Raw genomic sequence first — 18,835 nt, forward strand, 5'->3', positions numbered from 1 at the left:
GTTGGCTGGTCATCTGCTGCCTTGTTGGAGCTCTGTTGTGGGGAATGTATGGAGAGATAAATATTTGGATCAAACACAGCTACACGATTGGACGAGTTGTTGAAAAACGACGCGGCAACCGTTTCGAGCCTCTAATAGATTATACTTATAATGTGGAGGGGGTGCGGTATGAAAGCTCTTACATGTGGGATCATAAAGCACGCATCGGTGACCGATACATAGTCAGATATGCTGTCTATGCTCCGTATGGCAGCAAGCTGCATTATGAATACCCTGTGCCAGACAGTGTGCAGCTAGACCGTGGAATGAAGTGGCAGCGGTTCATGCACGCTATTCTGTTGTATTGATACGTTTTCCTTTGCGCTTCACCGCTGTGGCGTCAAATTAGATAGAAATAAGGCGTATGTGCCACATTAAAAGCCCTACGCGCCATTCTCGACGACCGGCTGGCGCGTTGCAACCAAATTCTGGCATCTCCCTCCTACCTCTCGCTTCTATAGAGTAGCTTTACGGCCGAACCTAAATCGTACACCCAATTCCTCACCCGATGAAAGTTACCGTAGTTGGGGCTGGCAACGTGGGCGCTACCTGCGCCGACGTTTTGGCCACCCGCGAAATTGCCAACGAAATTGTTCTGGTTGACATCAAAGAAGGCTTCGCCGAAGGCAAAGCGCTTGATATCTGGCAAAAAGCCCCCATCATCGGCTACGACTCGCGCACAGTGGGCGTCACCGGCGACTACAGCCGCACCGCCGACTCGGACGTGGTGGTAATTACTTCCGGCCTGCCCCGCAAGCCCGGCATGACCCGCGACGACCTGATTTCGACCAACGCCAGTATCGTGAAATCGGTGACGGAGCAGGTGGTAAAATACTCGCCCAACGCCATCATCATCATCGTGAGCAATCCGCTCGACGTGATGACCTACCAGGCCCACCTCACGTCGGGTCTGCCCCGCACTAAGGTATTCGGCATGGCCGGCATTCTCGATACGGCCCGCTACCGCGCCTTCCTGGCCGAAGCCCTCAACGTAAGCCCCAAAGACATTCAGGCAGTGCTCATGGGTGGCCACGGCGACACCATGGTGCCTCTGCCCCGCTACACCACCGTGGGCGGCATCCCCGTTACGGAACTGATTGACAAGGCTACCCTCGACGCCATCGTGCAGCGCACGGCGCAGGGCGGTGGCGAGCTGGTGAAGCTGATGGGTACCTCGGCTTGGTATGCGCCAGGCGCAGCGGCGGCCCAGATGGTAGAAGCCATTGTGCGCGACCAGCGCCGCGTGTTCCCGGTGTGCATCAAGCTAGAAGGCGAGTACGGCATCGACGGTGTGTACTTGGGCGCTCCGGTTATCCTGGGCAAAAACGGCATCGAAAAGGTAATCGAGCTGCAGCTGAACGACGAGGAGAAGGCACTGCTGGAAACCTCGCGCGGCCACGTGAAAGAAGTGATGGATGCGCTGGACAACATGAGCAAGGCCACGGCCTAAGCTTCGCCAGACGCACAGTAAAAACCGGCCGTTCCACACAAGTGGGGCGGCCGGTTTTGCTTGTAGCGCTGGGCATATTCGGTACCTTGCAGGCACTCAACTTCATAGATGCATATACACCTGATTGACACCAATCCCGAAGTAACCGATGCTTGGGCAAGCGTATTCGCCGACGTTCCGCAGGTCACCGTACGCCACGGTTCCATTTTCGACCACCCAGCCGATGCTCTGGTTAGCCCCGCTAATAGCTTTGGCTATATGAATGGAGGTATCGACTTTGCCATTTCTAAGCATCTGGGCTGGCATCTGGAAAAAGACTTACAACGCATCATTCGCGAGAAATACTATGGCGAATTACTGGTAGGTCAGGCAGAAATAGTGGAAACAGGGAGCCCCTTATTTCCCTTTCTAATTGCCGCACCTACCATGCGCACGCCCATGACCATCACCCGGGGGCCAAACGTCTATCAAAGCATGAAAGCTGTTCTGCTTCTGTTGGAGCACGGCACACTGCCAACCGGCGAGTCCGTAAAATCAAAAATCACCAGCGTAGCCATACCGGGTCTTGGTACTGGTGTGGGGCAGGTTCGACCATTGGTGTGCGCCCGCCAGATGCGCATTGCTTGGGAAGATGTAATGCAGCAGAAATATGCTACCGCAACCGGCTGGCAGGAAATGTGCGCCAACTACGCCTATTTCTACACCCACAACGAATCCGATATCAAATACGATATTGCCTGAGTAGCCATATGACTGCCCAAACCGTCCAAACTGCGCTGCACACCTTGGCCGACCCGGCGCGCGCCGTACTGCTGCAGCGCTTCTTTAAAACCGGGCCGGGCGAGTACGGCGAAGGCGACAAATTCCTGGGACTCGATTTGCCGCAGCAGCGGCTGGTGGCGCGTACGTTTCGGGCGCTGCCGCTGGCTGAAACCGAGAAGCTGCTGCACAGCCCCTGGCACGAGAGCCGCCAAACCGCCCTCATCATCTGGACGCTGCAGTTTCAGAAAGCCGGACCGGCGGGCCGTCAGGCCATTCATAAGGCATATCTGGCTAACCGGCGCTTCGTCAACAACTGGAACCTCGTGGACATCACCTGTCCGCTACTCGTGGGCACTTATCTGCTCGACAAGGACCGCACGCCGCTATACGAGTTGGCCGCCGAGCCGCAGCTCTGGAGCCAGCGCATGGCGCTTGTTTCGACGCTGGCCTTCATCCGCAAAAACCAGTTTCAGGACACCTTTGCACTGGCCGAGCTACTTCTCTCCCACCCCCACGACCTGATTCATAAAGCTACTGGCTGGATGCTGCGCGAAGTAGGCAAACGCAGCGAGGAGGCGCTAGAGGAATTCCTCACAGACCACCACGGCCAGCTGCCGCGCACGGCGTTGCGCTACGCCATCGAGCGGCTCCCGCCCGACCGGCGGCAGTGGCACATGCGCAAATAAAAACGCCCGCTGCCATGGCAGCGGGCGTTTTTATTTGCTACGGATGGTTACTTATTTCTGACTGGCTTTGAAGAGCTTCTGCTTTTCTTCCTTCGAAAGGCTTTCGTATCCGGAGCGGGAAATCTTATCGAGAATAGCGTCGATGTCCTCCTGCTCGGGCTTGGGCAAATTTCCTTTGCGCGCAGCCGAGGCAGCTGGAGCCGCCGCCGAGCCACCCCGGTGCGTTACGCGCAGCCGTGGCCGGCCGGAAAGCAACGCCCCCACCCAGTCGCCAACGGCCTGCACGGGGCGGCCCAAGTCGCGGCCGCGCTGCAGCTGTTTTACGAACAGGAAGCCAAGCAGCGCCCCGCCCAGGTGTGCAATTTCGCCACCGGGGTTGTTGCCATCAATGCCCGCAATAGATACTAGCACCACTACAGCCGCAATGTATTTGATGCGTACCGGCCCCAGCAGAATGATGTTGAAGGTGTAGTCAGGCAGCAAGGTAGCGGCACCCACTATAATAGCCGTGACACTGGCCGAGGCACCATATAGAATAGCTGGACGACCTTGAAAAACCGGTATCAGATTGAAAGCCAGGAGGTACAGCGCCGCACCGGCCAAAGCACCCAGAATATATAGGCTCACCAGTTTCCGGTCGCCGAGGTACTCGCGCACCAAGGACCCGAACCAATACAGGTTCAGAAGATTGAACAGGATGTGCAGAAACTCAAGATGCGCAAAGCTGTAGGTGAGCAGCGTCCAGGGGCGCGTGAGCAGGCGCAGCGGGTCACTGGGCACCGCAATCCATTCCAGAATGGGCGTAATGGTGATGGAGCCGCCAGTGGTCAGAAACAAGCCGACCCGCACCAGTAACAAGGCCACAAAGGCCAGTACGTTGATTAGCAGCAGCTGGCTCAGCGCGTTGTCGCGCCGGCTAAAGGCAGCCCGGATGTCGTCGATAAAACTCATGGGTGGAAAAGCAAAGAAGACGGCAGAACGGAGAGGCAGTTTGGTGCTACAACAACGTACGGCCCCGATTAGCCATAGTGTGTACCGTTACGCTGCCAGATTTTCAACACGATGAACCCAATCAACATTCCGCCCAAATGTGCGAAGTGCGCCACATTGTCGCCAGGCACCGGATGGATGCCTTTGTAAAGCTCGTAGGCCGTGTACAGCGCCACAAACAGCCAGGCTTTAATCGGGATTGGAATCGGAAAGATGATGAGCTTTTCGTGCGGAAACAGGAACCCAAAGGCAAACAGGACGCCAAACAACGCCCCTGAAGCCCCCAGCATGCCGGCAGATGGACTATTCAGCGCCATATCGCAGGCGCTCTGAATGGCGTTGTTGGCGCTGGCTATCATTTCAGGGTTGGTAGGGTCGCGCTGCAGCATGTTGGCCAACGACACGGCTGACTGCCCAGATTCCGGGAAATAGGTGCGGTAGAAATCTGCGAAGGCAACGCCCGATGGCTCTTCCTGAAACGCTATGCGGGCATTGTTCATCTGGTGCAGCTCGTAGGAGCGCACGCCCTGATAGAGCACGCCGGCCCCGATGCCGCAGATCAGCCAGTAGGTCAGGAAACGTTTCGGGCCCCATACATTTTCCAGCGAAGCCCCAATGAACACCAACCCCAGCATGTTGGAGAACAAGTGCCCAAAACCACCGTGCATGAACATATACGTCACGAATTGCCAGGGCTGAAAGTACACTGACCCAAACGGAAACAAAGCGCCGAGCACTGTAACCTGCGGACCAAACTGGCTCTGCAGAAAGAATATCAGCACATTGATAATAAGCAGCGTGCGGACAGTTGGCGTAAGTTGGAACATGAAGGGTACTGGTTGAATGGCAGTAGCGCGAAGCGGTTGTTTCGCAGCTGGTGTATGCCGCCGAGACGGTACGTATGCAACGAGATACGAAGCAGAAGATTTGCGCTATATCACGCCTTACGGAAAAACTCCTGAATCTGGCTGAGCTCCAGCATAACGAGGGTGCGGCGGCCGTCGGGGGTGTAGCCGGGCACCTGGCAGGCAAAGAGCTTATCAACCAAGGTCGTCATTTCAGTGTCGGAGAGGCGGGCCCCGGCGGCAGCAGCGGCCACCCGGCGGGCCAGGGCCCGGGCCATCTGCTCGCGCCGGTCCAGCTTTATAGGGCCAGCATGGGTCCGGAACTGCTCAATTAGCCCTTCCAGCAATTCCTTTTCATCGCGCGCCGGCACATCAACCGGAATGCCTTCTACCGCAATGGTATGCTTGCCAAAGTCGGTGAAGCGGAACCCGAGGCTGCGCAATGCTTCTTCCACTTCGCGCAAAATGGCGAAATCCTGGGGTGAAAATGTGACGGTACGCGGAAACAACAGCGTCTGGGAGGCACCAGTTTCGCGCTCCAGCGTGTGCGCATACTGCTCGTACAGAATTCGTTCCCGCGCCGCCGCCTGGTCCAGCAGCATCAGCCCCGATTTCACGGCCACCAGCAGATACTGCCCGTGCACCTGCAGCACCTTGTTGCCGGAGCTGGCACTCGATTCGCGCAGTGGCAGCTCCGGCGCAGAAGGCACCGCCGCCGAGGGCGCTGTTACAAGAAATGGCGCCGCGGCCGCCGTAAGCGCCGATGCTGACGGCACAGGCACTCCAACGGCCGTGGCCTCGTGCTCGACGTCGGGCACGCTCACCTTGCTGAGAGATTTGTAGAATTCTTCCAGCTCACGCTTGGCCTGCTCGGTAGGCCGGGGTGGCAACTGCCGCTCGTAGGCCTCGGAGCGGGCACCACTGGGGCGGGTGTCGCGCGGGCTAGGTGTAGCGGCCTGCGAAGCTGCCGAGGCCAACGCATCAGGGCGAAAATCGTCGGTGAATGGGTTTTTCTGATTCGAGGAGATGCGCAATGGCTGGATAGGCGCAAAATTCACGTCGCCTTCAAAGTCCAGCGAGGGCGCCATGTTGTGTAGGCCCAGGCTTTGCTTCACGGCGGCCCGCACAATGGCATACACGGTCTTCTCGTCCTCGAACTTGATTTCCGTTTTGGTGGGGTGCACGTTGATGTCGATGGCCTTGGGGTCGAGGTCCAGAAACAGCACGTAAAACGGGTGCGTGTCTTTGGGCAGCAGTCCTTCGTAGGCAGTCAGCACGGCGTGGTTGAGGTAGGCCGAGCGGATGAACCGGTTGTTGACAAAGAAAAACTGGTCGCCCCGGCTTTTCTTCGCCGACTCCGGCTTGCCAATAAAGCCCTTCACCGACAGAAACGGCGTGACTTCCTCGCAGGCTGCCAGCTGCTCCTTATAGCCGTTGCCGAGCAGGCTCACGATGCGCTGGCTGAGTTTGCCGGCCGGCAGGTTGAAGACTTCCAGATCGTTCTGGAACAGCGAAAACGTAATCTGGGGGTTGGCCAGCGCCACGTGCTGAAACTCGTCGAGGATGTGGCGCATCTCCACCGCGTTGCTTTTGAGGAAGTTGCGGCGCGCCGGCACGTTGAAAAATAGGTTCTTAACGCTGATGCTGGTACCGTCGGGACAGGCGGCAGGTTGTTGGCTGGTTATCTGGGAGCCTTCCACGAGCAGTAGCGTGCCCGTGTCCTGGTCGCGCTGCTTGGTGCGCAACTCCACCTGGGCCACGGCCGCAATAGAAGCTAGCGCCTCGCCCCGGAAGCCCAGCGTCCGGATGCGGAACAGGTCGTCGGTGGTGCGGATCTTGCTGGTGGCGTGGCGCTCTAGGCTCATGCGCGCATCGGTAGGGCTCATGCCCGCGCCATTGTCAACTACCTGTACCAACTGCTTGCCGGCATCTTTTACAATAAGCTGCACCTGGGTAGCGCCGGCATCCACAGCATTTTCGAGCAGCTCTTTCACTGCCGAAGCCGGACGCTGCACCACTTCACCGGCGGCAATCTGATTGGCCAAATATTCGGGAAGCAGTTGAATTACGTCGGCCATGCCAAGTAGAAAATAAAGATACGAAAGATGAAAACTGAGGCGTTAACCCGTTGAGCAATTGGACTTGCTCGTTGAAATGCCAACCAATGCCGGGAATTTCTCCGTAAGTTTGTGGCCAACATTCGTGTGCGTTGTGCCGGCCGGGCTCCCGGGTTGGTACGTTGGAAAGAGCAGAAGACCGGATGCCTCGGGCCCGCTACCATTGCGGCCGGGCCCGCCGGACCACCCTATTTCCCGCCCCGAATGGGAACAAAAGTAGGTCGAAATCCGCTTGCGTTCAACCTCACCACTTATCGCCAGACACCACACGGGGGCCTATGCTCAAGGAATTTCGGATTAGACTCTTATTGCTGCTGCTGGCCGCCACGGGTCTACTCATCACCTCCGCCGTGCCCTACGACGATGCGGCTCGTCCACGCTCTGTGGCCGAACAGAACTGGGTGGACAGTGTCTTCAGTTCGCTCACGCCCGACCAGCGGCTGGGGCAGCTGTTTATGGTGGCGGCTTATTCCAACAAGGATAAGAAGCACACGCAGTACACGGAGTTTCTGGTCAAGAACTATAACATTGGTGGGCTGATGTTTCTGCAAGGCGGCCCCCGCCGGCAGGCCAACCTGACCAACCGCTACCAGGCTGCTGCCAAAGTGCCCCTGCTTGTTGCCATGGATGCCGAATGGGGCCTCGACATGCGCCTCGATTCCAGCATGCACTTCGCCAAGCAGATGACGCTGGGCGCCATGGACGACGAGCAGTACGTGTACCAGATGGGCCGCGAAATTGCCCTCAAGATGAAAACGTTGGGCGTGCACATTAGCTTCTCGCCCGTCGTCGACATCAACTCCAACCCCAACAATCCGGTAATCGGCAACCGCTCCTTTGGCGAGAACAAAGAGCAGGTAGCCAAGCGCAGCGTAGCCTATATCCGTGGGCTGCAGGACCACGGCATCGTGGCTGTTGTGAAGCACTTCCCGGGTCACGGCGACACCGATGTGGACTCGCACGTGGCCCTACCGGTTATCAATTCCGACCTGGCCCACCTGACCAACATGGACCTGTATCCGTTTCAGCAGTCGTTTCAGGCGGGCGTGATGGGCGTGATGGTAGGCCACCTGTACATGCCGCTGTTTGACACGGTGCGCTCGGTGTCGGCTACCATTTCCAGGAATTTGGTGACGGGGCTGCTGAAGGAGAAAATGGCTTACAAAGGGCTGGTTTTCACGGATGCGCTCAACATGAAGAGCGTAGCCAACCTCTACAAACCCGGGGAACTGGACGCTTTGGCGCTGCTGGCCGGCAACGACGTCCTGCTTTTCTCGGAAGATGTGCCGGTGGCCATCCAGAAAATAAAGGAAGACCTAGCGGCCGGCAAGTTGGTGCAGGAAGATGTGGACCAGCGGGTGCGCAAGATTCTGCGGGCTAAGTTCTGGGCCGGCCTCAACCGCCGTCAGCGCGTGGATGTGCCCAACCTGATGACCAACCTGAACCGGCCGCAAAGCCGCACAGTTGCTCAGGAAATCTACGAGCATGCCACTACTATTGTCAAGAACAATGAGGACCTGCTCCCTTTCCACCGCCTCGACACGCTGCGCATTGCTACCGTAACGGTAGGCGCAGGCGCAGGCAGCACACTGGGCGAAATCATGGGCAAATACCAGAGCGGGCCGGTGTATCCTATAGCAAACCGCTACGCCCCCGACTCCACGTTTGCCCGCATTCTGCCGCGCCTTGCCCCCTACAATGTAGTGGTGGTGACGCTGCATAACATGAACAACACGCCCACCCACAACTACGGGCTGGGAGACGGCGCCCTCAAGTTCATTAAGGAGCTGCAGGCTAACCCGCGCATCAAAACGGTGGTCGTGACGATGGGCAATGCCTACGCGCTGAAGTACCTCGACTCGGCCCGCACGCTGGTGTGTGGCTACGAAGACAACTACTTCTCGCAGCTGGTGGTGCCACAGATACTATTTGGGGCGCTGCCCGCCGTGGGCCGCCTGCCCGTGACGGTGACGCCTGAGCTGCTGGCCGGTACCGGCCTGCCCACGCCCGACTTCCGCCGCCTGCGCTACGCTACGCCGGAAAGCGAGGGACTGGACTCGAAAGTGCTGACCCAGATTGACAACATTGCGCTGGAGTCGGTGGCGTATGCGGCGGCCCCCGGCTGCCAAGTGCTGGTGGCCAAAAACGGTGCCGTGGTGTTCGATAAGAGCTACGGCTACTGCACCTATGATAAGTCGCAGCCTGTGAACAACTCCACGCTCTACGACCTGGCTTCGGTTACCAAAGTGGCTGGCACGCTCCAGACCATCATGTACCTCAAGGATCAAGGCAAGCTGAACCTAGACGACAAGGTGGCCGCTTACCTGCCGGAGCTGAAACAGACCAACAAGAAGGATATGACGGTGCGTGAGGTGCTGCTGCACCAGGCGGGCCTGAAAGCCGGCATTCCGACCTGGGAAAAAACCATCACCAAAACCGGCCCCAAGCCTACCTTCTACGCCAGCACCAGCGAAGCCGCCTTCCCTAATGAAGTAACGCCCAAACTTTTCAGCGTGCGTACTGCCGAAGACTCGGTGTGGATCTGGGTACAGCGCTCCGGCCTGCTGCCTAAAGTGAAGGGCAAATATCCGGTTGAGTACAGCGACCTGAGCTTTATCATTCTGAAGCGCCTGGCCGAAAAGCTGCTCAACGAACCGATTGAGAACTTCCTAGACAAGACGTTCTACAAGCCGCTGGGGCTGGGAACGATGACCTACAACCCCCTGTCTAAGTTCCCGCAGTCGTGCATCGCGCCCACCGAAAACGACACCTACTACCGCCGTACCCAGCTGCAAGGCACCGTGCATGACCAGACGGCCGCGCTGGTGGGCGGCGTGGGCGGACACGCCGGCCTGTTTGCCAATGCAAACGATCTGGCTATTCTGATGCAGATGAACCTGCAGAACGGACGCTATGGCGGCCTGCGCTACTTCCAGAACCCGGTGGTAACGGAGTTTGCGCGTAGCACGGTAGCCGGCAACCGCCACGGCCTAGGCTGGGACCACGGCGACCCAACCAAACCCGAAGGCCCGACTAGCAACCTGTCGCCGGCTAGTACGTTTGGCCATACGGGCTTCACGGGTACCTGCGTTTGGATGGACCCCGAAAACAAAATCCTCTACATCTTTCTTTCCAATCGGGTGTACCCAGATGCTGGCAACAACAAGCTGCGCCAGTACAACATCCGCACCCGTATTCACGACGTTATTTACAAGTCGCTGCAAAAGACATGACCTGTTGTCTGACTCTTTTTCTTAACCTTTGATCCGCAATTGGCGGCAGGACATCTTCCCCGATGACTTGCCGCCAATTTTCTTTTTCTGTGTCCTTCTCCGTCCCGACCCGAATCACGGGCCGTTTCTGAACGGCAAACTCTCTCCACCCATGAACATCGGCATTGTCTGTTACCCCACCTTTGGCGGCTCCGGCGTAGTAGCCACTGAGTTGGGCAAAGCCCTGGCCCAGCGCGGCCACCGCGTGCACTTTATCACTTACAGCCAGCCGGTTCGCCTCGACTTCTTCAACGAGAATCTGTTCTACCACGAGGTCTATATTCCACCGTATCCGCTGTTTCAGTTTCCGCCTTATGAGCTGGCGCTGGCCTCGAAAATGGTGGACATTGTGCAGAATGAGAAGCTGGATGTGCTGCACGTGCATTACGCTATTCCGCACGCCTCGGCCGCCTTCATGGCCAAGCAGATTCTGCTCACGCGCGGCATCCGAATTCCCGTAGTCACGACACTGCACGGCACCGACATTACGCTGGTGGGCAAAGATGCTAGCTACGAGCCCGTCGTGACGTTCAGCATCAACCAGTCGGATGGCGTGACATCGGTTTCGGCGGATCTGCGGCGCGAGACCTATGAGTATTTCGCCATCGAGAAAGACATTGAAGTTATTCCGAACTTCATCAATCTGGCCCGCTTCCAGAAGCAGGACAAAGCCCATTTTAAGGCAGCCATTGCGCCCAACGGCGAAAAGCTCTTGGTGCATACCTCCAACTTCCGCTCCGTGAAGCGTGTGGATGATGTGGTAAACATCTTTGCCGGCGTGCGCAAGCAAACACCTGCCAAGCTGCTGCTTGTCGGAGATGGGCCCGACAGGCCGCGCATCGAGAAGCTATGCCGCGAAATCGGCCACTGTGAGGATGTGCGGTTTCTGGGCAAGTTGGAAGCGGTGGAGGAAGTCCTCAGTATTGCGGATTTGTTTCTGATGCCCTCGGAAAAGGAAAGCTTCGGGCTGGCGGCCTTGGAAGCCATGGCCTGCGAAGTACCCGTCATCAGCACCAATGCCGGCGGCATTCCGGAGTTGAACCAGCACGGTATTACGGGCATGGTTAGTGAAATCGGCGACGTGGCCGACATGGTCAAAAATGCGCTTTATGTGCTGGAAGACGAGAACCTGCCCCGATTCAAAGCCGCTGCCCGCGCCCACGCCGAAACGTTTGCCGTTGAGAACATCGTACCGCTCTATGAAGCATGTTACCAGCGCGCCATCGACGCCGTGCTGACTGCCGCTGCGGTATAACGATTCAACTGCCGTAGCCACCTTACCTAACTGGGCCCCTGGCGTCCGCACGGATGCCAGGGGCCCAGTTAGGTAAGGTGGCTGTAGAACTTTAAAATAGTCCGAAAGCCTCGCGCTTCACGGCCAACAGAGCGCGCTCCGTTGGGTCGGTTTCCTCGTTTATCAGGGTTTCTAGTACGCGCTTGGCCAACTCGGTGCCACGGCTTTGCTGGGGCTGCGGTAGGCCGTGGTACGCTTTGTTGATGGTAGTCAGCACGTGTTCTTTGGCCGCTTTCACCTCGCTCCAGGTATCGGGGCTCATGTAGAGCTGCTGACTGAGGTTGTGTTCATATTCAGCCCGAATTTCCTGTATCAGCAACCGGTGGTATTCGGGCGCGGTCTGGCCGGCGCTGCTCAGGCGTACCAGCATGTTGTTGGGCGTGATGCGCTCCAGCAGTAGCGTTACGCGCTCCAGCGCCTGCAAGCGTAGTGGCAGCGTGGTTTTAGAGCTTTCCAGCCGCAGCTCAATCAGGCGGCGCTGTTGTTCCTTTTCCAGGTATTGCCGAATCAGATAAAAGATGGAACCAGCTACCAACAGAGCAGGCAGCAGAATTTTGAGCAGATCGAAAATGTAGGCAGTGGAATCCATGCGAAAGGCGGAGCGGCCAGCCTTACGGCGGCAGTAAGTAAGGAGAAACTGTAATGCGTGCGAAGAGCGAAGGTAAACAAGCGGCGCTGATGGTGCACGCTGCCGAACCAGACTTGATTCAGTAGTAGCTAAGAAGCGGCCGAAAATCTGTGTGAACCGCCAGCGGGCAACTGCTGTTATAGCCGCAACGACTCCGATACCGGCCGTAATGAAACTCCTCTTCCGGCTTCGTATCTTTGTCGCCTTACTTTCCTAAACACGAACACACTATGGCAACGGCCGTCTCCACGAAACTTGCTCCCATAAGCCTCACTTCCCGCGCTCTGGCGGAGGTTCGCACTATTCTGACCGAGAAAAACGTGCCCGGCGAATACGGCCTGCGCGTAGGCGTTCAGGGTGGTGGCTGCTCAGGCCTGAGCTACCTGCTGGGTTTTGATAAGCCCAAGGAGCAGGACGAAACCTTCGATATCGAGGGTGTGATGCTTATCATGGATAAGAAGCACGCCATGTATGTGCTGGGTATGGAAGTCGATTTCCAGGATGGCCTCAACGCCCGCGGATTCGTCTTCAACAACCCTCAAGCCAAGAGCACCTGCGGCTGCGGCTCCTCGTTCTCCGCCTAAGTCATCCTCGCATAGCAAAACCCAAAGCTCTGGCCCTCCGGCCGGGGCTTTTTGCGTTTAGGGCGCTGTATGCCTAAGGCTGACTATTTTTAGCCTTCCCTCCTACTTCCTGCTGATGCGTTCTAGCCTTACCCTCGGTTTCCTGTTAGTTGCTATCAGCGCCCAGGCGCAGGTGTTTAGCCCGGCAGAAATAGCCCGCTGGCAACAGCAGGCACAGCAGGTAACCATCACGCGCGACACCTGGGGCGTACCACATGTGCAAGGAAAAACCGATGCTGATGCAGTGTTTGGGCTCCTGTATGCGCAGTGCGAAGACGATTTTGCGCGGGTAGAAATGAACTACCTCGACGCCATTGGCCGACTGGCAGAAGTGGAAGGCGAATCAGTCATTTACCACGATTTACGGGCCCGGCTGTTCCTGGACAGCACCCAGGCCATCAGTCTGTATAAGAAAAGCCCGGCTTGGATGAAGCAACTGCTTAATGCTTTTGCCGACGGTACCAACTACTACCTGCATACCCACCCTACCGTGCAACCCAAGCTGTTGCGCCGCTTTCAGCCCTGGATGCCGCTCATGTTCAGTGAGGGCAGCATTGGTGGCAACATCAGCGTGGTGCCACTGGAGCGGCTGAAAAACTTCTACACCAACCGCAAATCCACATCTTGGCAGCAGCCCGACTTTGAACGGGCGGAGCGGGAACCGGTGGGCTCTAATGGGTTTGCCGTGGCGCCGACCAAAAGCGCCAGCGGCCACGCGCTGCTGCTCATCAATCCGCACACGTCGTTCTATTTCCGGCCGGAGGTGCAGATGCGCAGTGAAGCCGGCCTGAACGCCTATGGTGCCGTGACGTGGGGACAGTTTTTCGTGTATCAGGGCTTCAACGAGCATTGCGGCTGGATGCACACGTCAAGCCAGGCCGACTCGATGGATGAGTATCTGGAAACCATTGAGCAGAAGGATGGGAAGTACTATTACCGCTACGGCAAGCAGCTGCGGCCGGTGCAAGTCACTCCCATCTCCATTCCGTATCGGCAAGCTGACGGTAAAATAGGGCGCAAGCAGTTCACTACTTACCGCACCCACCACGGCCCGGTAGTAGGCCAGCAGGCCGACACGAAGTGGGTGACGGTGCGCATGATGGATACGCCATTGGCGGCGCTGGAACAATCCTATCTGCGCACCAAAGCCACCGACTATGCCAGCTTTCGGGAAACGCTGAAGCTTAATGGCAATGCTTCCAATAACACGGTGTTTGCCGACAGCAAAGGCACCATTGCCTACTGGCACGGCAACTTCATGCCCCGGCGAGACTCACAATTCGATTGGAACCGGCCCGTGGATGGCAGCAACCCCAAAACCGACTGGCAGGGCCTGCACAAGGTGGACGACTTGGTACAGCTGAAAAACCCGGCCAGCGGCTGGATTCAGAATTGTAATGCCACGCCGTTCACAGTTTCCGGACCCAGCAGCCCGGCCAGGAGCAACTACCCGACATATATGGCGCCAGACGCCGAAAACTACCGGGGCATCAATGCCGTGCGCGTACTTAGCAGCAAGCCGGTGTTTACGCTTGATACGCTGATTGCGGCGGCCAAAGACCCGTATCTGGCTGGTTTCGAAGCATTGCTTCCGGCACTACTCAAGGACTTCCAGTTTGTACTGGACAGCTCCAATCCGCCGGAGGGTGACGTAGTAGAAGCCATGAAGGTTCTGCAAGTCTGGGACAAGCGCTACAGCACAGCGTCTGTGGGCCAGACGCTGGCTACGTACTGGGGTGAGAAGATTCAGCGCCTAGCCCGTGCCCGCGCCGCCGCTAACCAGCCGCTGGACTATATAAGCCTCACTGCCTTCACCATTGCCAACACCACACCTCAAGAAAAACTAGTGGCTCTGCAGGAAACGCTTGATGAGCTAACCCGTGACTTTGGCACCTGGAAGATGCCCTGGGGCGCAGTAAACCGCTTCCAGCGCCTCACAGGCAACATCCAGGAAACCTACGACGACCAAAAGCCCAGCTTACCAGTCGCCTTCACGTCCTCAGCCTGGGGCTCATTGGCGGCTTTTGGTTCCCGCGCCTATCCCGGCACCAAAAAACGCTATGGCAGCGTCGGCAACAGTTTTATTGCGGTGGTAGAGTTCGGGCCGCGTATCAAGGCTCGCTCCGTACTGGCCGGCGGCAACAGCAACAACCCTGCTTCTCCGCATTTCACGGATCAGGCGGGGCTATATGCGGAGGAGAACTTCAAGGAAGTATATTTCTATCCTGAAGATGTGAAGAAGCACGCGGAGCGGACGTATTCGCCGGGGCAGTAGTGCCGCAAAAATAAGCACGTTAAACGGAGCAGAGGACTAACAGCCTATCGGTAGGCTTCCACTGTCATTTCAAAGCGCACCTCTCCGCTCTTAGTCAGGCCGGTTTGCTGCCAGCCTTGGCGGCGGTAAAACTCCTCGGCCCGCGTACCGGGCGCTGTACTAAGCCATACAGGTTGGGCGCTCTGCGCGAAAATCCACTCCAGCATCAGCTGGTGCAGCTTTTTGCCAATTCCACGTCCCGCAAATTCCGGCTGCACAAATAGCGCCCAAATGCTGTGACCCCGTAAATCGGCAATGGCAAAGCCCACAATGTGCCCCTCTATTTCGCACACCCAGCCTTTGCCGCGTTGCGTGAGGTATTCGACGTAGTCCTGAAGCGTGACCAGCGCAGGGTTAGAGAGGCGGTTTTCCTGCACCGACAGCCGCACCTCCGTGAGCTGCGGAATGTCCAGGAGGGTGGCTTCTCGGAATAGCATGGGCAGGAAAGCAGGGGTTGTAGTATAGGTTGCCTGGGGCTAATATTATCTATTTCCTTCGCAATCCGTTGACGCAGGTGTGCATGTCGGCCCTATTGGCCGCATCTAGTTTTTCGCTTATGCCCCAAACCCAGCCTCAATACCTTTTCCAACGGCAGCAGCTCGTGCGGCAGCTGAGCACACAGCCCGTTTGGGACTTGTTGGTGATTGGTGGCGGGGCCACGGGCCTGGGAGTAGCGCTGGATGGAATCAGCCGGGGCTACAAAACGCTGCTGCTGGAGCAGGCAGATTTTGCCAAAGGCACCAGCAGCCGCAGCACCAAGCTAGTACACGGCGGCGTCCGGTACCTCGCGCAAGGCGACGTGGCCCTGGTGCGTGAGGCGCTGTATGAGAGAGGACTATTGCTAAAAAACGCGCCTCACCTAGTCAAAAACCAAGATTTCATCATTCCCAACTACGACTGGTGGGGCGGGCCTTTCTACACTATTGGCCTGAAGCTGTATGACCTACTGGCCGGAAAACGCAGCTTCGGGGCTTCCGTGCACCTGAACCGGGCAGAAACGCTCCGCCGCTTGGGTAGCCTGAAAGCCGAGGGCCTGAAGGGCAGCGTACTTTACCACGACGGGCAGTTTGATGATGCACGACTGGCCATCAACCTAGCCCAGACGGCTGTAGAACATGGAGGCACGGTCCTCAACTACTTCTCGGTAGGTAGGCTGTTGAAAGACAGCCAGGGCCAAGTCGCCGGAGTAGTAGCCACCGACCAAGAAACGGGTACCAGCTACGAGCTGCGGGCCAAAGCCGTGATAAATGCCACAGGCATCTTCGTAGACGATATTCTGCAGCTGGATGAGCCCGGTGCCCCAACGCTGGTACGGCCGAGCCAAGGCGTGCATATCGTGCTGGACAAGTCGTTTCTGCCTGGTGAGGCTGCTCTGATGATACCCAAAACGGAGGATGGCCGCGTGCTGTTTGCGGTGCCGTGGCACGGCCGGATAGTGCTGGGCACTACCGATACACCGCTGGAAGAGCGCCGCCAAGAGCCACTGGCGCTGGAGGAAGAAATAGACTTTATCCTGCGCACGGCTGCTCGTTACCTTACCCGCCCGCCCCAGCGCAGCGACGCACTGAGCATCTTCGCGGGCCTCCGGCCATTGGCGGCACCCCGCAACGGCTCCGAGCAGAGCAAGGAAATTTCGCGCAGCCACAAAATACTGGTGTCTGCCTCGGGCCTCATTACTATCACGGGAGGCAAATGGACTACCTACCGCCGCATGGGCCAGGATACGGTAGACAAGGCTATTGCCTTAGGCAAGTTGCCGTCGGCAGCCTGCCAGACCTCCCAGCTGCGCATCCATGGCGCCTACCCCACCTCCGACTATTCCAACCACCTGTATGTGTATGGCTCCGACCTACCTGCTTTGCAGCAGCTGATTACCAACGAGCCGGTGCTGGGCAAGAAGCTGGATAGCAGTCTGGAGTTTCTGCAAGCCGAAGTAGTGTGGGCAGCCCGCTACGAAATGGCCCGGACGGTAGAAGATGTGCTGGCACGCCGCGTACGGGTATTGTTTCTAGATGCCCGCGCCGCTATTCGGGTGGCGCCGCTGGTGGCCATCCTGTTGGCACAGGAACTGGGCCACAGCATAGCCTGGCAGGAACAGCAGGTGACGGATTTTACACAGCTGGCCCAACAGTACCTGCCCACATCAGTACCGGCGTAACCCCCAACATTACCGCACAAGGTAACGCCAGGCAGCACGCCTAGTTGAAAGTGTAGGGGTAGCCTATCTGTTGCAGGTCGGCTTCCAGCTGGGGCCAGTCTTCCAGCGGCTCAATCAGCTCCTGCACCAGACTACGGGTCAACGGCTCGTGCTGGTAGATGCGGGCCACGGCTTCAGTATCTATTGGGTCCCGGTCGGTTTCGTCGATGAAGTATTCGTTGGCCCAGTCGGCGTAGGTTTCGGGCTTTCCGTCGAAGATGTAAAGCAGCTCTTCGGAGCCGTCGTCTTCGGCCTCCACCACACCGGTCTGCCAGCCGTGCGCGGGCGTATACCACAGGCAGAACGTAGTGCCGATAGAGCTGACCGGCTCCCCGAACATAAACTCATCAAATGCCGCCGGCAGGCCGCGCGTCACTTGTGCTTTGTCGGGCTGCTCGTACTCGGAGAGGAAGCCGTTGATGCAGCATCCTTCCGGCCGGAACAGCACCACCATCTGGTCGCCTTCCCCGTCGCTCATTTCGAATAGCGCTTCGTTTTCGTCCCAGTTGGGGTTGTAGGTGTAGTAGCGGTATTCGGGATCCTGCGAGTTGATGGCGTCGAGGACAGCCAACGACTGGCAGAGGCGCTGCAGAGCAGCAGCATCGGGCAAGGCAGTGAGGTATTGGGTCGAAATCATAGCGGAACGAATAAGGACAGGAACTGCTAATACGTCTTGGTCATGTCTTCCGGTATCACCAGCACAAAATCGGCTTTCCGCTCGTGCTCTTTCTCCAGCTTGCCCAGTTGCTCCTGCGAAACGGTGCTAATGGTAAGCGTTTTCAGCTTCGGGTTTTGCTGGCGCAGATAGGCCAAGATGCCGTCGTGGTTGTCGGAGTGGTAGGCGCCGTTGAAGTGAAGCAGCAGGTGGCCTTCCGGGCGGGCTTGGTTCAGAAAGTGAGCCATGGTGGCATCCTTGAGGGCCTGAGCCTGAATAATGTTCTGCACACCGGCCGCATGGGCAGCGTCACCGCCGAACATCTTCGCCATGTTTTTATAGCCAGGCAGCTCAAAGTCCACGGTCATCGGCAACGGGGCTATCCACGCTTTTTCCAAAGCGGGCAGAGCTTCCAAGGCTGTGAGGCTGCCCTTCGCGACCTGCGAGGCGTAGCGGCGCGGCACGTTGGTGCCCACCACCCGGAATTTCTGCTGCCGGGCCAGTTGCAGCAGCGGCTTGTAGTCGGTGGCGTAGTTGGGCCAGGGGCGGCTTTGCTCCTCAAAGGCTTTGTCGTCCAGCTCGCCGGTGGTGTACTGGTCTACGAGGGGCTGCACGTCGCGCTCAAACATTTCCAGCCCCAGCACCAGCTGGCCCTGCTTCAGGCGGAGCAGGTCTTTGGCGAGCTGCAGCTCCAGCCAGTGCGCAATGGGGTCGTTGTGCTGCTCCCCGAAGAACACGACATCGGCCGTGGCCAGCTCCTTCAGCATTTTGTCGTAGCTGGTGGCTTTGCCGGCGGCCGTAAACAGGCGGTAGGCGGGCTTGTCATCGGCTTTCAGCGTGAAGCTCATGAGCACAAGCAACAGGGGGAATAGAAGCAGTTTTTGTGTCATTATCGGAACCGGGTGAGGCGGGCTGCAAGGTAACAGAAAGCCCCGGCAGCTGCTATGGTGCAACTACCGGGGC

General features: G+C 57.9%; 15 protein-coding genes. 8 read left to right on the top strand and 7 right to left on the bottom strand.

All coding sequences use genetic code 11. The annotated features are described in order from the left end of the window. Positions 1–547: 547 nt before the first annotated feature. The 3 genes from mdh to H4317_RS14895 all read left to right on the top strand — a co-directional run bounded on the left by mdh (position 548) and on the right by H4317_RS14895 (position 2,937). Positions 548–1,489: a malate dehydrogenase gene (mdh, locus tag H4317_RS14885; protein WP_185887362.1), complete on the top strand. Its 942-nt coding sequence runs from the start codon at positions 548–550 to the stop codon at positions 1,487–1,489. 108 nt (positions 1,490–1,597) lie between these two features. After that, positions 1,598–2,230 carry a macro domain-containing protein gene (locus H4317_RS14890; protein ID WP_185887363.1) on the top strand — a complete coding sequence of 211 codons (633 nt, stop codon included), beginning with the start codon at positions 1,598–1,600 and terminating at the stop codon, positions 2,228–2,230. An 8-nt stretch (positions 2,231–2,238) separates the two neighbouring features. Continuing rightward, positions 2,239–2,937 carry a DNA alkylation repair protein gene (locus H4317_RS14895; protein WP_185887364.1) on the top strand — a complete coding sequence of 233 codons (699 nt, stop codon included), beginning with the start codon at positions 2,239–2,241 and terminating at the stop codon, positions 2,935–2,937. A 51-nt stretch (positions 2,938–2,988) separates the two neighbouring features. On the opposite strand, the gene H4317_RS14900 is transcribed toward H4317_RS14895, so the two are convergent. The 3 genes from H4317_RS14900 to mutL form a co-directional block, all read right to left on the bottom strand. Beyond that, on the bottom strand, positions 2,989–3,888 hold the full coding sequence (locus H4317_RS14900; protein ID WP_185887365.1) for a rhomboid family intramembrane serine protease: 900 nt from the start codon (positions 3,886–3,888) through the stop codon (positions 2,989–2,991). A 68-nt stretch (positions 3,889–3,956) separates the two neighbouring features. Then, positions 3,957–4,754, bottom strand: coding sequence for a rhomboid family intramembrane serine protease (locus tag H4317_RS14905; RefSeq protein WP_185887366.1), 798 nt, complete (start codon positions 4,752–4,754; stop codon positions 3,957–3,959). 110 nt (positions 4,755–4,864) lie between these two features. After that, entirely contained in the window at positions 4,865–6,850 is a 1,986-nt protein-coding gene (gene mutL / locus H4317_RS14910) for a DNA mismatch repair endonuclease MutL (RefSeq protein ID WP_185887367.1), read from the bottom strand. Positions 6,851–7,167: 317 nt separating this feature from the next. On the opposite strand from mutL, the gene H4317_RS14915 reads away from it, so the two are divergent. Then, entirely contained in the window at positions 7,168–10,122 is a 2,955-nt protein-coding gene (locus H4317_RS14915) for a serine hydrolase domain-containing protein (protein ID WP_185887368.1), read from the top strand. Positions 10,123–10,273: 151 nt separating this feature from the next. Further along, positions 10,274–11,416 carry an N-acetyl-alpha-D-glucosaminyl L-malate synthase BshA gene (gene bshA, locus H4317_RS14920; RefSeq protein ID WP_185887369.1) on the top strand — a complete coding sequence of 381 codons (1,143 nt, stop codon included), beginning with the start codon at positions 10,274–10,276 and terminating at the stop codon, positions 11,414–11,416. A gap of 91 nt (positions 11,417–11,507) precedes the next feature. On the opposite strand, the gene H4317_RS14925 is transcribed toward bshA, so the two are convergent. Continuing rightward, positions 11,508–12,044, bottom strand: a complete 537-nt coding sequence (locus H4317_RS14925) for a DUF7935 family protein (RefSeq protein ID WP_185887370.1) — start codon at positions 12,042–12,044, stop codon at positions 11,508–11,510. 269 nt (positions 12,045–12,313) lie between these two features. On the opposite strand from H4317_RS14925, the gene H4317_RS14930 reads away from it, so the two are divergent. Beyond that, on the top strand, positions 12,314–12,667 hold the full coding sequence (locus tag H4317_RS14930; protein WP_185887371.1) for a HesB/IscA family protein: 354 nt from the start codon (positions 12,314–12,316) through the stop codon (positions 12,665–12,667). A gap of 115 nt (positions 12,668–12,782) precedes the next feature. Further along, positions 12,783–14,981: a penicillin acylase family protein gene (locus H4317_RS14935; protein ID WP_185887372.1), complete on the top strand. Its 2,199-nt coding sequence runs from the start codon at positions 12,783–12,785 to the stop codon at positions 14,979–14,981. Between the two features lie 44 nt (positions 14,982–15,025). On the opposite strand, the gene H4317_RS14940 is transcribed toward H4317_RS14935, so the two are convergent. Then, positions 15,026–15,457, bottom strand: a complete 432-nt coding sequence (locus H4317_RS14940) for a GNAT family N-acetyltransferase (RefSeq protein ID WP_185887373.1) — start codon at positions 15,455–15,457, stop codon at positions 15,026–15,028. Between the two features lie 119 nt (positions 15,458–15,576). Between H4317_RS14940 and H4317_RS14945 the strand changes: the two genes are divergently transcribed. Next, positions 15,577–17,178 (top strand): glycerol-3-phosphate dehydrogenase/oxidase, encoded by a 1,602-nt coding sequence (locus H4317_RS14945; RefSeq protein WP_185887374.1) that lies wholly within the window; start codon positions 15,577–15,579, stop codon positions 17,176–17,178. A gap of 40 nt (positions 17,179–17,218) precedes the next feature. Here H4317_RS14945 and H4317_RS14950 read toward each other — a convergent pair whose 3' ends face one another. Beyond that, positions 17,219–17,854 (bottom strand): hypothetical protein, encoded by a 636-nt coding sequence (locus tag H4317_RS14950; RefSeq protein ID WP_185887375.1) that lies wholly within the window; start codon positions 17,852–17,854, stop codon positions 17,219–17,221. A 26-nt stretch (positions 17,855–17,880) separates the two neighbouring features. After that, positions 17,881–18,720, bottom strand: coding sequence for a ChaN family lipoprotein (locus H4317_RS14955; protein ID WP_260625691.1), 840 nt, complete (start codon positions 18,718–18,720; stop codon positions 17,881–17,883). Positions 18,721–18,835: the final 115 nt, after the last annotated feature.

This window comes from Hymenobacter sediminicola (genome assembly GCF_014250515.1).
GTDB lineage: Bacteria > Bacteroidota > Bacteroidia > Cytophagales > Hymenobacteraceae > Hymenobacter > Hymenobacter sediminicola.